A 14,523-nucleotide genomic window follows, 5' to 3' on the forward strand; every position below is an offset into this window, starting at 1 on the left:
TTTTATGCAAATTGTATGTTTAAAATAGACGGGGTGGCAGGATTCGAGCCTGCGACTTTCACGCTTTTAGCGTGACGCGATTTCGTTCAAAAATCTTTTAGCACCTATTTTTTTTATTTTCCTTTCAAGCATTAATGCTTCAGATTTTGAATTTATTTCTATTTTATAAATGATGTTCCAATCCTTTGCTTTAGCAGTAAACCCTTTGTGATTGTAGACATGTTCTTTCACTCTGTCTTGTGCATTTTTGCTTGAGTATCCGACATAATACTTTTGTAATTGCTTAGAAAAAAGAATATAAACAGTGCATATTATTATAAAATAAGAAAAGCCAAAATCTTAGGATTTCAGCTTTTTTGTCGGGTTGGCAGGATTCGAACCTGCGACCTTCACGCTTTTAGCGTGACGCGATTTCGTTCAAAAATCTTTTAGCACCTATTTTTTTTATTTTCCTTTCGAGCATTAATGCTTCAGATTTTGAATTCATTTCTATTTTATAAATGATGTTCCAATCCTTTGCTCTAGCAGTAAACCCTTTGTGATTGTAGAGATGTTCTTTCAGTCTGTCTTGTGCATTTTTGCTTGAGTATCAAACATAATACTTTTGTAATTGCTTAGAAAAAAGAATATAAACAGTGAACATTATTATAAAATAAGAAAAGCCAAAATCTTAGGATTTCAGCTTTTTTGTCGGGGTGGCAGGATTCGAATCCTGCGATCTTCACGCTTTTAGCGTGACGCGATTTCGTTCAAAAATCTTTTAGCACCTATTTTTTTTATTTTCCTTTCGAGCATTAATGCTTCAGATTTTGAATTCATTTCTATTTTATAAATGATGTTCCAATCCTTTGCTTTAGCAGTAAACCCTTTGTGATTGTAGAGATGTTCTTTCAGTCTGTCTTGTGCATTTTTGCTTGAGTATCCGACATAATACTTTTGTAATTGCTTAGAAAAAAGAATATAAACAGTGAACATTATTATAAAATAAGAAAAGCTAAAATCTTAGGATTTCAGCTTTTTTGTCGGGGTGGCAGGATTCGAACCTGCGACCTCCTCGTCCCAAACGAGGCGCGATGACCGGGCTACGCTACACCCCGAAAATGATTACTCATTTAAGGGGGCAAAGATACATCCTTTTTAAAGAAAAACAATTAATTTAATAAATAATATTGAGAGCAATTTTTGCATTAAATCTAATTATCTTCTCATTATTAAAACTTATAAACATTCGTGAATAGAAGTATTAAAAAACTATATTTTTACGCTTCAAAAATTATTACAAATAAATATGTCAGATACAATAGAAAAAATTAAATGTTTAATTATAGGTTCTGGTCCGGCAGGATATACTGCGGCAATTTATGCAGCAAGAGCAGATATGAAACCAATCATGTATACTGGAATGCAAATGGGAGGTCAATTAACGACTACTACAGAGGTTGATAATTTTCCAGGATATGCGGATGGAACAGATGGAACAGCAATGATGGACGATTTAAAGAAACAAGCAGAGCGATTTGGTACAGATGTTCGTTTCGGAATGGTAACTAGTGTAGATATGAGTGCTGAAATTGGCGGAATTCATAAAGTTATTGTGGATGAAACGAAACATATAGAGGCAGAAACAATTATCATTTGTACTGGAGCAACTGCAAAATATTTAGGTTTAGAGAGCGAACAGCGTTTAATTGGTGGTGGTGTTTCTGCATGTGCTACTTGTGATGGTTTTTTCTACAAAGGTCAGGATGTAGTTGTTGTTGGTGCAGGAGATACTGCTGCAGAAGAGGCTACATACTTAGCAAATATTTGTAAAAAAGTTACTATTTTAGTTCGTAAGGATTTTATGAGAGCTTCGAAAGCAATGCAACATAGAGTAAATAAAACTGAAAATATAGAAGTCTTGTACAATACAGAAATTGATGAAGTTCTTGGAACAAATGTTGTAGAGGGGGTAAGAGCAATCAATAACAAAACGAGGGAAACACACGATATTTCTGTTACTGGTGTTTTTATAGCTATTGGACATACACCAAACTCAAACTTATTTAAGGGCGTTTTAGATATGGATGAAACAGGCTATTTAATTACCAAAGGAAAAACTACAAAGACAAATTTACCAGGAGTATTTGCTGCTGGAGACATTCAAGATAAAGAATACAGGCAAGCTGTAACTGCAGCAGGAACAGGTTGTATGGCAGCTTTAGATGCAGAACGTTATTTAGGAGCTTTAGAATAAGATTTTTACTGATATCATAAAAAAAGAGATTACCCTTTGGTAATCTCTTTTTTTATGTCATTTATTTTTTAAAGAAAAGTATTTATGCGACTACAGAAGCCTTCATTGATTTTCTATATATAAAAGAATTAAAAATATTTCTTTTACCAAAATTATTCATAGATTTTGCATTGACAAACTTCCCGAAAAGTATTTTACTCACCCCAAAGTATTCATATTTATTACCGTCTGTAAAAGTAACTTCTAACAGCATACTTTTATGATGCCAGTCAGCAACCTGAAATTGGGTAATTGTAGTTTTATATGCATCTAAATTAGCTTCTTTTGTTTCTGGAGCGATGCTTACTAAAAAATGATAACCATCAATAATTTGAGTACTCACAACCTCTGCTTCCTCTTTTTTAATTTCGTCTTGAAATTTATCTGGATGCCATTCTTTCACTAATTTTCTGTAAGAAGATTTTAATTCCTTTAAATCAATTGCACCTTCTATTTTAAATAGTTTTTTATATTCTTTTATGCGCTTCATTTCTGTGTTTTCCAATTTTGTGCAAAATTAGTCTTATTTATTTGATTAAATATGAATGCGTCAAAATTTAATTAAAGTATTTGTTATTTTGGTTATCAGTGTCTTACAGATAATAAGGAAGCGGAGCTATCTAAGTAACTTTAAAAGAAAGAGTGCAGATGAACCGTCTCTTTATTCTTAGTCCAATAAAAACTCATCAAAGTTTTTGATAGCCTGAATAATTATTTTTACAGTTTCAATATAAAATTCAGGATTAATAGTCTCATAATTGTCTGTATGCCTATGATAATCTTTATGACTTTCTACGCCAAAATAAATAAATGGAATATTCTCTTTATGAAAAACTTTGTGATCTGATGAAAAAGTCCAATCAGTTTGATCTCTATTAAACGGGTCATCATGACCAAATAATAATGTGACTTCATCTGATTTTATTCTTTCTAAAGGTTTTCTTAAATTAGGATGATGGTGCAATCCGCAAGCAAATAATATTGGATCATAATCACTATGCGCAATCATATCTAAATTTATATTCAAAACAATATTTTCTTTGTCCTCATAATTTTTTAAAAAATATTCAGCCCCTAAAGAACCAAATTCTTTTGCATCGAAAGCAGCAAAAATTAAATCATGGTTAGTAGGATTTTTTTTAAAATATTCAGCAATAGTGAACAAAGCGGCCACGCCAGAAGCATTGTCATCGGCTCCATTGTATATATTACCATTTTTTATGCCTAAATGGTCGAAATGAGCCGTAATAATTATGGATTTATTGATTTTTCCTTTTAATGTTCCAACAATATTTCTACCTGTTAATGTGGTGTCAGGAACATTTGAAAAATTCTCTTTTGGTTTTTTTATCGGGAAAATTTCTTGTCTTTTTTCACCTTTAAACGAATATGAAAATTCTTGAAAATAGCGTCGGTTTTTTCCAGTTTGTAAACCAATTTTAGTAAAATTCCTGTTAATTATTTTTTGAGCTTTAATGTTACCAAGAGTGGAAAAAGCTCTTCCTTCTAAGGAGTCATGGGAGATGATTTGAACAGTTTTTAACAGATTTTCACTATCGATGTCAATAGGTTCAGATGAAGTACATCCACCAGCAAAAATCAAGAATGAGGCAATAAAGTAGAAAAATGATTTCATAACTTCCTTTTTTAAATAAACTAAATAAGGGAATGATATATGTAAATATACAAAAAAAAGGGACCATTTATTAAAATGATCCCTTTGAATAAAAAACTAAATTCTAAAACTTTGATTCTTTTTTTAAATATGCTTAAAAGCAATATTTGTTTTCAGCTTTTAATTTTTCTGCAATTTGATTACGTAAACCGATTACATTCGGATAATTGGCATATTTCGTAAAACGTTTTAATCCCATTAGCAACATACGTTGTTCATCACCTTCAGCAAAAGAAATAATGCCTTCTTTACCATTTTTAGCAACAATTTCTACAGCATTGTATAGATATAACTTCGCCATGGCAATTTGTCCGTCTTGTTTATTTTCTCCAAAACGTTTTGCATTTTTCTCAGCACGGAGTATTGTAGATTCTGCCATATAAACTTCGTTTAGAATATTGGCAGCAGCCATTAACAATTGTTGGTGTTGATCTAAATCTGGGCCAAATTTTTGAATTGCAGAACCAGCGACCATTAGGAAAACTTTTTTCAATTTAGCAACCATTTCTTTTTCTTCTGCAAACAATTCTGAATAATCTGGCGTATCAAAAGAAGGTATTCCCATCAATTCATCGGCTACAGCAGTCGCTGGACCTAATAAATCCACATGACCTTTCATTGCTTTTTTTATTAACATACCTACAGAAAGCATTCTATTAATCTCATTAGTTCCTTCGTAAATACGCGCAATTCTGGCATCTCTCCAAGCGGCTTCCATTGGTGTTTCTTCAGAGAACCCCATTCCTCCGAATATTTGAATTCCTTCATCTGCGCAGGCTTGCACATCTTCAGAAACAGTAACCTTTAAGATAGAACATTCAATAGCATATTCTTCAACTCCTTTTAATTCAGAATCTTGATGTGAATTTCCGGCGGCCATTCTCATTTCAATTCTATCTTCAATATTTTTTGCAGCTCTATAACTTGCAGATTCACCCGCGTATGTATTGGTGGCCATTTCTGCTAATTTTGCTTTAATAGCTCCAAAATCTGCAATAGGAGTTTTAAATTGTCTACGCTCGGTTGCATATTGTAAAGCAGTATCTGTAACTCTTCTTTGAGAGTCGATGCAGGCTGCTGCTAATTTAATACGTCCAACGTTCAATGCATTTACAGCAATTTTAAAACCACCGCCTCTTTTAGACAGCATGTTTTCTGCAGGAACAACAGTGTCATTAAAAAACACCTGTCTTGTAGAGGAAGCACGAATTCCTAATTTATGCTCTTCTTCACCCAAGGTAATTCCATTTGAGTTTGCAGCATCATATTCAACGATAAACCCAGTAATGTTTTTGTCATTTTCAATACGAGCAAAAACGATCATCAAATTACAGAAACCTGCATTTGAAATCCACATTTTTTGTCCGTTAATTTTGTAAGAGGTTCCATCATCAGAAAGTTCAGCAACTGTTTTTCCTGAATTTGCATCAGACCCTGCACCTGGTTCAGTTAAACAATAAGCGCCCATCCATTCACCAGAAGCTAATTTTGGTACATATTTTTGTTTTTGCTCTTCCGTACCATATAAAGTAATTGGCATGGTGCCAATTCCTGTATGCGCACCAAAGGCTGTGCTCAAAGAACCATTTCCACTAGAAATATATTCACAGGTAATCATCGTTGATACAAAACCCATTCCCATTCCTCCATATTCTTCCGGAACAGCAACACCTAAAAAACCAAGTTCACCGGCTTTTTTCATTACTTCTTCTGTCAATGCATAATCTTTCGCTTCAAAACGATCTCTATGCGCAACAATTTCGCGATCAGTGAATTCTTTCACTGCATCTTTCATCATAATTTGCTCTTCTGAAAAATCTTCAGGAGTAAATATATCTTCACAGTTTGTTTCTTTTACAAGGAATTGACCTCCTCTTAAAATTTCTTTATTTGTTGTTTCCATTTTATATTATTTTAGGAGTTAGTTTAAAAATTCAAATATACCAGCAGCACCTTGTCCTGTTCCAACGCACATGGTAACCATTCCGTATTTTCCTTGCATATTTCGCTTACGCATTTCATCGAATAATTGAACGGACAATTTCGCACCTGTACAACCTAGAGGATGACCGAGTGCAATGGCACCACCATTTACATTAATAATGTCTGCATCTAATCCTAATTCACGAATTACCGCTAAAGATTGCGAAGCAAATGCTTCATTTAATTCTATTAAGCTTATATCTTCTTGTTTTAAGCCTGCTTGTTTTAATGCTTTAGGAATTGCAGCTACAGGTCCTATCCCCATAATTCGTGGAGGTACACCAGCAGCAGCGTAACTTACCATTCTTGCGATTGGCTTTATATTTAATTCCTTTACCATGTCTTCGCTCATGACCATTACAAAAGCTGCACCATCACTTGTTTGTGATGAATTACCAGCAGTAACACTTCCATTGGTTGCAAAAACAGGACGCAAACGCTCCAGGCCAGCAAGGTTAGATCCTTTTCTTGGTCCTTCATCTTTGGTTACAGTATATTTTCTTGTCGCTTTTTTACCTTTTTCATTCACATACGTCTCTTCAACTTCAATAGGAACTATTTGGTCTTGAAAACGATTTTCTTCTTGTGCTTTTAATGCTTTTAAATGAGAATTTAATGCAAACTCATCCTGATCTTTACGAGAGATATTATATTGGTCAGCAACGGCTTCAGCAGTGTTTCCCATTCCCCAGTAGTAATCTGCATGCCCAGCAGCTACTGTATCGTAGTTTAATTCTGGTTTAAAACCTGTCATTGGCACAGAACTCATACTTTCAGCACCACCTGCAATGATACATTCGGCCATACCAGATTGAATTTTTGCAACGGCCATACCAATAGTTTCCAATCCTGAAGAACAAAAACGATTTACGGTTACACCTGGTACTTCTTCAATTTTTAATCCCATTAGAGATATTAAACGAGCCATATTTAAACCCTGAGAGCCCTCTGGCATGGCATTACCGACGATTACATCATCAATTCTTTTTTTATCGAATTCTGGTAAATTCTCCATTAAATATTCAATGGTTTCAGCAGCCAACTCATCAGCTCTTTTAAACCTGAATGCGCCTCTTTTAGATTTTGTTACGGCTGTTCTATATCCTTGTACTATATATGCTGTTTTCATCTTTTTAGTTTCTTAATGGTTTACCAGTTTTTAACATGTGTTGAATACGCTCTAATGTTTTGCGCTCTGTACATAAACTCAAGAACGCCTCACGTTCCAGGTCTAATAAATACTGTTCAGAAACTTTAGTTGGTTCTGATAAATCTCCACCAGCCATTACATAGGCTAATTTATTTGCAATTTTTTGATCATGTTCTGAGATAAATCTACTTGCCTGCATAGAATCTGTAGCGACCATAAACGCGCCTAATGCTTGTTTACCCAAAACTAAAATATCTTTACGAGCGGCTGGCTGTGTGTAACCAGCTTCTGCCATTAAAACGGCATGCTTTTTAGCTTCTGCAATTTGTCGATCCTTGTTAACAACCACAACGTCTTTTCCTTTTTGTAATAAACCTAAATCGAAAGCTTCATAAGCAGAAGTTGCTACTTTTGCAGTACCAATCGTTAAGAAATTTTCTTGTAAAACGTTTAATTGAACATCTCCTTTACGGAATGTATCTGAAGCACGCAGAGCCATTTCTTTAGAGCCACCACCACCAGGAATTACACCAACTCCAAATTCTACTAATCCCATATAGGTTTCTGCTGCTGCAACTACTTTATCAGCATGTAATGATATTTCACATCCACCACCTAAAGCCATTCCATGAGGAGCAGATATTGTAGGAATTGCAGAATAACGCATGCGCATCATGGTATCTTGAAAATATTTGATAGCCATATTTAATTCATCATATTCTTGCTCGGCAGCCATCATAAAAATCATACCAATATTAGCACCTACGGAGAAATTGGCTCCTTGATTACCAATAATCAAACCTTGATATTTATTTTCTGCTAGATCAATTGCTTTATTTATGGCAGCTAAAACATCACCACCAATAGTATTCATTTTAGATTGGAATTCTAAGTTTAAAATTCCATCTCCTATATCTTCAATTACAGCACCTGAATTTTTCCAAACTTCGTTTGATTTTCTGATATTATCTAGAATGATAAATGAATCTTGTCCTGGTTTTTTAATTTGTGTTTTTGCAGGAATATCATAATAATGCGTTGAGCCTTCTTTTACAGAATAGAAAGAAGTTTGACCATTTGCTAACATTTCTGTTACCCAAGCTGCAGGTTCTTTGCCTTCAGCTTTCATAATTTCGATACCTTTTTCAACACCAACTGCATCCCAAATTTGGAAAGGTCCATGTTCCCAACCAAAACCAGCTCTTAAACCATCATCTATTCTATATAATTCATCAGATATTTCTGGAATTCTATTTTGAACGTACGCAAACATTGCTGCAAAGCTTTTTCTGTAAAACTCACCAGCTTTATCTTTTCCAGCAACTAAAACTTTAAATCGATCAACAACATTGTCAATCGTTTTTGTAAGTTCTAAAGTGGCGAATTTTGCTGATTTTTTTTGTCTGTATTCTAAAGTGTTTAAATCTAATGATAATATATTTCTTTTACCATTCCCATCTTTGGTCATTTTGTAAAAGCCTTGTTTGGTTTTGCTTCCTAACATTTTGTTTTCCATCATATGATTTACAAAATCAGGAATTACAAACTGGTCTCTCATTTCATCCTCAGGACAGTTGTCTTTTACACCATTTGCAGTGTGAACAAGTGTATCTAAACCAACTACATCAATTGTTCTAAAAGTAGCAGATTTTGGACGACCGATAACGGGCCCTGTTAATTTATCTACTTCTTCAATCGTTAAATTCATCTCTTTTACAACATGAAATAAACTCATAATGCCAAAAATTCCAATTCTATTTCCTATGAATGCAGGCGTATCTTTGGCTAAAACCGAGGTTTTACCTAAAAATTTATCACCGTACATCATTAAGAAGTCGGTAACTTCTGGTTTACAATTTGGACCAGGAACAACTTCAAACAGTTTTAGATATCTTGGTGGATTGAAAAAGTGAGTTACCGCAAAATGCTTTTGGAAATCTTCACTTCTTCCTTCGTTCATAAACTTAATAGGAATACCAGAAGTATTAGATGTAATTAAAGTTCCTGGCGTTCTGTATTTCTCCAATTTTTCAAAAACGATTTTTTTAATATCTAATCGTTCAACAACAACTTCCATAATCCAGTCTACATCAGCAACTTTTGCAATATCATCTTCTAAATTACCAGTAGTAATTCTGCTTGCAAATTTCTGATGATAAATAGGGGAAGGCTTCGATTTTAAAGAAGTAGTTAAAGCATCATTTACTAAACGATTACGAACTATTTTGTCTTCTAACGTAAGTCCTTTTGCTTTTTCTTTGTCATTTAATTCTCTTGGAACAATGTCCAACAAAAGAACTTCAACTCCAATATTAGCAAAGTGACACGCAATACCAGAACCCATAATACCAGATCCTACAATTGCTACTTTTTTAATTCTTCTTGTCATTTGATTATTGTTTATTATACTTCTTATTTTTCTTGATTACTTGATTTATAAATATTTTTATCTGCAATTAACTTATTAATTGTGGAAGTTACTTTAAAGAAACTCTCGAGTTCTTGCTCTGTAACATACTCTCTAACCACATTATTAAATTGGTAAACATGGTTTTTAGAAAACTTTCGCATTTCTAAGCCATAATCAGTTAACTTAATAATTACACTTCGACCATCATCTGGATTTTTTTCTCTATAAATAGCCCCTTTATCTTCCATCGACTTTAAAACTCTAGAGAGACTTGTTGGTTCCATTCCCATGAGTGGTCCAAGAGCCGTAGAAGGTGTGCTATTTTGTTTGTCAATAGTGAGCAAAACAAAGGCAGAAGACATTGTGCTGCCGTAGTTCGCAGCTTGCTCATTATACATTTTTGCAACTGCTTGCCACGTGGCTCTTAATTGATGATCTATAGATTTATTTTTATCCATGAGGTCAAAGATATAAAAATTTACTATGCATGCATAGTAAATTTAAAAAAAGTTATGCATGCATAGTAAATTTAACATTTTTTAGTCGTGTAACCTCTAGCAATTATTCTCCACTAGTACGTTTAAAATAACTAAATTTGTGTTTACACGGATAAAAAAACCAATTGTTAATGAAGAATTTATTAGAAATTAAAAATGTTATAAAAAATTATGGAGATTTTAGAGCGTTAAATGATGTCTCTATTCATATTCCAGAAGGAAGTGTATACGGATTATTAGGGCCAAACGGAGCTGGTAAAACCTCGTTAATAAGAATTATAAACCAGATAACAATGCCAGATTCAGGATCTGTTATGTTAGATGGTGAGTTTTTGGCACCAAAGCATACAGCAGATATTGGCTACTTGCCAGAAGAACGTGGTTTGTATAAATCTATGAAAGTTGGCGAACAAGCTTTGTATTTAGCTCAGTTAAAAGGATTAAGTAAGTCCGAAGCAAGAAAACGCTTAAAATATTGGTTTGACAAATTTGATATTTCTGCTTGGTGGGGGAAAAAAATTGAAGAGCTCTCGAAAGGAATGGCCCAAAAAGTACAGTTTATAGTGACTGTATTACATGAGCCAAAATTGTTGATTTTTGATGAACCTTTTTCGGGGTTTGATCCGATAAATGCGCAGTTAATTGCTCAAGAAATTTTACAATTACGAGATAAAGGTGCAACCATTATTTTTTCTACGCATAGAATGGAATCTGTTGAGGAAATGTGTGATGAAATTGCATTGATCGATAAATCGAATAAAATTTTAGATGGAAAATTAAATGATATCAAACGTCAATTTAAGACCCATACTTTTCAGGTAGGGTTAAATACTTTAAACCCTAAAGAGGTGAAGGCTTCCTTAAAACAAAATTTTGATGTCTTACCTGCAGATTTTAAATTATTAGGAAATGAGTTAACATTAAATGTGAAATTAGGAAATAATAATTCTGCAAACGAATTATTATCATTTTTAACAAGTAGAGGTGAAGTGCAGCATTTCGTTGAGTTGATTCCAAATGCAAATGATATTTTTATTCAAGCAATAAATAAAAACAATTAGAAAATGAGTAAATTAAAATTAATTATACAGAGAGAGTTTATAGCTAAGGTTCGTAATAAATCGTTTTTGGTTATGACCTTTTTAAGTCCTATACTAATGGTTGGTATGGGTGCCTTGGTTTTTTTTCTAATGAAAAAAAATGATGAAAAAGTTAAAGAAATCGTATATGTTGATAATTCAGGCTTGTTTTCAAAAGATGATTTTAAAGATTCAGAAACAATTCGTTATCAAGATTATACTGCTTTAGGGATTGCTGAGACTAAGAAAAAAGTTGAAGAAGGAGATTATTATGGAGCTTTAATTATACCAAAACAAGATAGTCTAGAAATTTTAGCAAACGCTATAGAATTTTATTCAAAAGATTCACCTGGTATGTCTGTTATGAATTCTTTGGAAACAAAAATTGAGCGTAAATTAAGAAACGAAAAGCTTAATAATTTTGGAATTGATCTTGAAAAAATTAATGCATCAAAAATTCAGTCAGAGATCAAAATGTTGAATTTTTCAGGAGAGGAATCATCTAAATTAATAAACGGACTAAAGATTGGGGTCGGTTTAATAGCGGGTTACTTATTAATGATGTTTGTAATGATATATGGAACTTCTGTAATGAGAAGTGTAATTGAAGAAAAAACAAGTAGAATTATAGAGATTATAGTTTCATCTGTAAAACCTTTTCAGTTAATGTTGGGTAAAATTATTGGAAATGCTTCTGCAGGTTTATTACAATTTTTAATTTGGGGGATTCTGATATTCATAATTTCAACAGTGGCATTCTCTATTTTCGGAATTGATATGGTAGAAATGCAAACTGCAAAATTACCAGCAGAACAATTAGAAGCTGCAAAACAAGCAGCAGGTATGGATAAAATGCAATTGATAATTCAAGAAATTTTAAGATTACCAATTTTAAAAATGTTCATTTTATTTATCTTTTATTTTTTAGGAGGTTATATGTTATACAGTTCCTTGTTTGCTGCAGTTGGGGCTGCAGTTGATAATGAAACAGATACACAACAATTTATGTTGCCAATTATGTTGCCATTAATTCTTGGAGTTTATGTCGGTTTTGCAACTGTAATTAATGATCCTCACGGATCCATAGCAGTGCTGTTTTCACATATTCCATTGACTTCACCAATTGTAATGTTAATGAGAGTTCCTTTCGGAGTTTCTTGGTATGAATTGGCAATATCAATGACTTTATTAGTTATAACATTTGTGTTCATGGTTTGGTTGGCTGCTAAAATTTACAGAGTAGGAATTTTAATGTATGGTAAGAAACCTACCTATAAAGATTTATATAAATGGCTAAAATACAAAGGATAAATGCAAGGTAAATTAGAGAAAGTTACAGACACTATCGTCCAGGAAGCTAATTCAATTTTAGATTATACTTTTACATTTAGTAAAGAAATAAGTATATCTCTTAAAGGATTATTATTTGTTGCAGTAGCTCTTATAATTACAGCTTTTGTGTTAAAACAGATAAGAAGATTTATTACTAGAAAGATGCCAGAAAATGATAAAGTTAAATTCGTAAGTGTTTTTAGCTATATTCGATGGGTTGTGTTTTTAGCTATTTTTTTAATTGCTATGGATGCTTCTGGTGTTAATGTAACTGCTCTTTTTGCAGCTTCAGCAGTGCTTTTAATAGGCGTTGGTTTGGCTTTGCAAACCTTGTTTCAAGACATTATTTCAGGTGTTTTTATTTTGGTAGATCAATCTGTACATGTTGGTGATATCATTGAATTAGAGGGAAAAGTTGGTAGAGTTTTAGATATAAGATTAAGAACTACCAGAGCTGTAACCATAGATAATAAGGTTTTAGTGATTCCGAATCATCTATATTTAACCAATATTTTATTTAATTGGACAGAAAACGGAACAGAAACAAGAGAGTCCTTAACTGTTGGTGTTTCTTATGGAAGTGATGTAGAGTTAGTCAAACAAATTTTGTTAGATGTAGCAAAAAGTCAACATAAGATTTTAAAAACTCCAGAAGCTAAAGTATTATTCACTGATTTTGCTGATAGTTCTCTAAATTTTCAACTCATTTTTTCTCTAAATGATAGTTTTGAAACAAGATTTATACAAAGCGATTTACGTTTTGAAATAGATAAAAAGTTTCGAGAAAATGGTATTACTATTCCTTTTCCTCAAAGAGATGTGCATATTTTTGGAAGCAAAAAACAATCATATTAATAAAAATAGTTTTAGTAAAAAGAACAAAATTTAATACTGTTTTCAAAAAAAATTTAAAACCTTGAAACCAAAAATATATGAGTAAAATATTAATTATTGAGGACGAAGCTGCGATTAGAAGAGTTTTAACAAAAATTATTTCGGAAGAAAATGAAGCTTATCATGTAGAAGGAGCAGAAGATGGGTTGTTAGGAATCGAAATGATTAAAAATAACGATTATGATTTGGTTTTGTGTGATATTAAAATGCCAAAAATGGATGGTGTTGAAGTGTTAGAAAAAGCAAAGAAAATTAAACCAGAAATTCCATTTGTTATGATTTCTGGTCATGGAGATATAGATACGGCTGTAAATACGATGCGTTTAGGAGCTTTTGATTATATCTCAAAACCGCCAGATTTAAATAGACTTTTAAATACGGTTAGAAAAGAAAGTTTTAATTGTTGAGAATAAGCGATTAAAGAAAAAGGTTAGCAAAAATTATGAAATGATAGGAGATAGTGCTGCTATTTCTCATATTAAAGAAATTATAGAAAAGGTTGCAGCTACAGATGCAAGAGTTTTAATTACAGGTCCTAACGGCACAGGTAAAGAGTTGGTAGCGCACTGGTTGCATGAAAAATCAGACCGTTCGAAAGCACCAATGATTGAAGTAAACTGTGCGGCAATTCCTTCAGAATTAATTGAAAGTGAACTTTTTGGACACGTAAAAGGTTCTTTTACAGGTGCAAATAAGGATAGAGCAGGTAAGTTTGAAGCTGCGAATAGGGGAACTATTTTCTTAGATGAAATTGGGGATATGAGTTTGTCTGCTCAAGCAAAAGTATTGCGTGCCTTGCAAGAAAGTAGAATCTCTAGAGTTGGTTCTGATAAAGATATAAAAATAGATGTTAGGGTAGTTGCAGCCACTAATAAAAATCTAAAAGAAGAAATTGGAGCAGGTAGATTTCGAGAAGATTTGTATCACAGATTAGCGGTCATTTTAATTAAAGTTCCTGCGTTAAATGAAAGAAGAGAGGATGTCCCATTACTGGTGGATTTCTTTTCAAAGAAAATTTCTGAAGCACAAGGAACTCCAATAAAGAAGTTTTCGTTAAAAGCAATCAATCTTTTAAAAGAATATGATTGGACAGGAAATATTCGTGAATTAAGAAATGTGGTTGAACGTTTAATAATTTTAGGGGAAAAAGAGGTTTCTGCAAATGACATTCAACTTTTTGCTAGTAAGTAAAATGTTGTTTTAAAGCCTAAAAAAAAGCCTACTAATT

General features: G+C 32.8%; 12 protein-coding genes, 1 tRNA gene and 2 pseudogenes. 5 read left to right on the top strand and 10 right to left on the bottom strand.

The annotated features are described in order from the left end of the window. Positions 1 to 66: 66 nt before the first annotated feature. The 4 genes and pseudogenes from BLT88_RS14485 to BLT88_RS04780 form a co-directional block, all read right to left on the bottom strand. Positions 67 to 318, bottom strand: coding sequence for a GIY-YIG nuclease family protein (locus BLT88_RS14485; protein ID WP_091953316.1), 252 nt, complete (start codon positions 316 to 318; stop codon positions 67 to 69). A gap of 79 nt (positions 319 to 397) precedes the next feature. Then, positions 398 to 574: pseudogene (locus tag BLT88_RS14490) on the bottom strand (GIY-YIG nuclease family protein); the annotation flags it as partial. A gap of 155 nt (positions 575 to 729) precedes the next feature. Continuing rightward, positions 730 to 975, bottom strand: coding sequence for a GIY-YIG nuclease family protein (locus BLT88_RS14495; protein WP_197675653.1), 246 nt, complete (start codon positions 973 to 975; stop codon positions 730 to 732). A gap of 47 nt (positions 976 to 1,022) precedes the next feature. Next, a tRNA-Pro gene (locus BLT88_RS04780) sits at positions 1,023 to 1,097 on the bottom strand. A 191-nt stretch (positions 1,098 to 1,288) separates the two neighbouring features. Between BLT88_RS04780 and trxB the strand changes: the two genes are divergently transcribed. Then, positions 1,289 to 2,236, top strand: coding sequence for a thioredoxin-disulfide reductase (gene trxB / locus BLT88_RS04785; protein ID WP_091953363.1), 948 nt, complete (start codon positions 1,289 to 1,291; stop codon positions 2,234 to 2,236). An 82-nt stretch (positions 2,237 to 2,318) separates the two neighbouring features. Here the strand turns inward: trxB and BLT88_RS04790 are convergent, their stop codons facing one another. From BLT88_RS04790 to BLT88_RS04815, 6 genes are all read right to left on the bottom strand, one after another. After that, positions 2,319 to 2,765: a KTSC domain-containing protein gene (locus BLT88_RS04790; protein WP_036785079.1), complete on the bottom strand. Its 447-nt coding sequence runs from the start codon at positions 2,763 to 2,765 to the stop codon at positions 2,319 to 2,321. Positions 2,766 to 2,942: 177 nt separating this feature from the next. Next, the gene (locus BLT88_RS04795) at positions 2,943 to 3,911 is read right to left on the bottom strand and encodes a M28 family peptidase (RefSeq protein WP_091953370.1); all 969 of its coding nucleotides are present in this window, start codon (positions 3,909 to 3,911) and stop codon (positions 2,943 to 2,945) included. A 133-nt stretch (positions 3,912 to 4,044) separates the two neighbouring features. Continuing rightward, positions 4,045 to 5,853 (bottom strand): acyl-CoA dehydrogenase family protein, encoded by a 1,809-nt coding sequence (locus BLT88_RS04800; RefSeq protein WP_036785081.1) that lies wholly within the window; start codon positions 5,851 to 5,853, stop codon positions 4,045 to 4,047. 18 nt (positions 5,854 to 5,871) lie between these two features. Then, positions 5,872 to 7,062 carry an acetyl-CoA C-acyltransferase gene (locus BLT88_RS04805; protein ID WP_091953372.1) on the bottom strand — a complete coding sequence of 397 codons (1,191 nt, stop codon included), beginning with the start codon at positions 7,060 to 7,062 and terminating at the stop codon, positions 5,872 to 5,874. A 4-nt stretch (positions 7,063 to 7,066) separates the two neighbouring features. Continuing rightward, positions 7,067 to 9,472: a 3-hydroxyacyl-CoA dehydrogenase/enoyl-CoA hydratase family protein gene (locus tag BLT88_RS04810; RefSeq protein WP_091953373.1), complete on the bottom strand. Its 2,406-nt coding sequence runs from the start codon at positions 9,470 to 9,472 to the stop codon at positions 7,067 to 7,069. 23 nt (positions 9,473 to 9,495) lie between these two features. Next, complete coding sequence (locus tag BLT88_RS04815; protein WP_091953375.1) at positions 9,496 to 9,951, bottom strand: MarR family winged helix-turn-helix transcriptional regulator; 456 nt, start codon at positions 9,949 to 9,951, stop codon at positions 9,496 to 9,498. A gap of 170 nt (positions 9,952 to 10,121) precedes the next feature. On the opposite strand from BLT88_RS04815, the gene BLT88_RS04820 reads away from it, so the two are divergent. From BLT88_RS04820 to BLT88_RS04835, 4 genes and pseudogenes are all read left to right on the top strand, one after another. Beyond that, a complete protein-coding gene (locus tag BLT88_RS04820) occupies positions 10,122 to 11,051 on the top strand; it encodes an ABC transporter ATP-binding protein (RefSeq protein ID WP_091953376.1) in 930 nt (309 codons plus the stop codon). A 3-nt stretch (positions 11,052 to 11,054) separates the two neighbouring features. Continuing rightward, complete coding sequence (locus BLT88_RS04825) at positions 11,055 to 12,380, top strand: ABC transporter permease (RefSeq protein ID WP_091953378.1); 1,326 nt, start codon at positions 11,055 to 11,057, stop codon at positions 12,378 to 12,380. Next, a complete protein-coding gene (locus tag BLT88_RS04830) occupies positions 12,381 to 13,256 on the top strand; it encodes a mechanosensitive ion channel family protein (RefSeq protein ID WP_091953379.1) in 876 nt (291 codons plus the stop codon). 77 nt (positions 13,257 to 13,333) lie between these two features. Next, a pseudogene (locus tag BLT88_RS04835) lies at positions 13,334 to 14,486 on the top strand (sigma-54-dependent transcriptional regulator). Positions 14,487 to 14,523 lie beyond the last annotated feature (37 nt).

Origin of the sequence: Polaribacter sp. Hel1_33_78 (genome assembly GCF_900106075.1) — a bacterium.
Lineage (GTDB): Bacteria > Bacteroidota > Bacteroidia > Flavobacteriales > Flavobacteriaceae > Polaribacter.

Coding starts and splice junctions, on each gene's coding strand:
- BLT88_RS14495 (WP_197675653.1), bottom strand. CDS start 975: ATGTTCACTGTTTATATTCTTTTTTCTAAGCAATTACAAAAGTATTAT.
- trxB (WP_091953363.1), top strand. CDS start 1,289: ATGTCAGATACAATAGAAAAAATTAAATGTTTAATTATAGGTTCTGGT.
- BLT88_RS04790 (WP_036785079.1), bottom strand. CDS start 2,765: ATGAAGCGCATAAAAGAATATAAAAAACTATTTAAAATAGAAGGTGCA.
- BLT88_RS04795 (WP_091953370.1), bottom strand. CDS start 3,911: ATGAAATCATTTTTCTACTTTATTGCCTCATTCTTGATTTTTGCTGGT.
- BLT88_RS04800 (WP_036785081.1), bottom strand. CDS start 5,853: ATGGAAACAACAAATAAAGAAATTTTAAGAGGAGGTCAATTCCTTGTA.
- BLT88_RS04805 (WP_091953372.1), bottom strand. CDS start 7,062: ATGAAAACAGCATATATAGTACAAGGATATAGAACAGCCGTAACAAAA.
- BLT88_RS04810 (WP_091953373.1), bottom strand. CDS start 9,472: ATGACAAGAAGAATTAAAAAAGTAGCAATTGTAGGATCTGGTATTATG.
- BLT88_RS04815 (WP_091953375.1), bottom strand. CDS start 9,951: ATGGATAAAAATAAATCTATAGATCATCAATTAAGAGCCACGTGGCAA.
- BLT88_RS04820 (WP_091953376.1), top strand. CDS start 10,122: ATGAAGAATTTATTAGAAATTAAAAATGTTATAAAAAATTATGGAGAT.
- BLT88_RS04825 (WP_091953378.1), top strand. CDS start 11,055: ATGAGTAAATTAAAATTAATTATACAGAGAGAGTTTATAGCTAAGGTT.
- BLT88_RS04830 (WP_091953379.1), top strand. CDS start 12,381: ATGCAAGGTAAATTAGAGAAAGTTACAGACACTATCGTCCAGGAAGCT.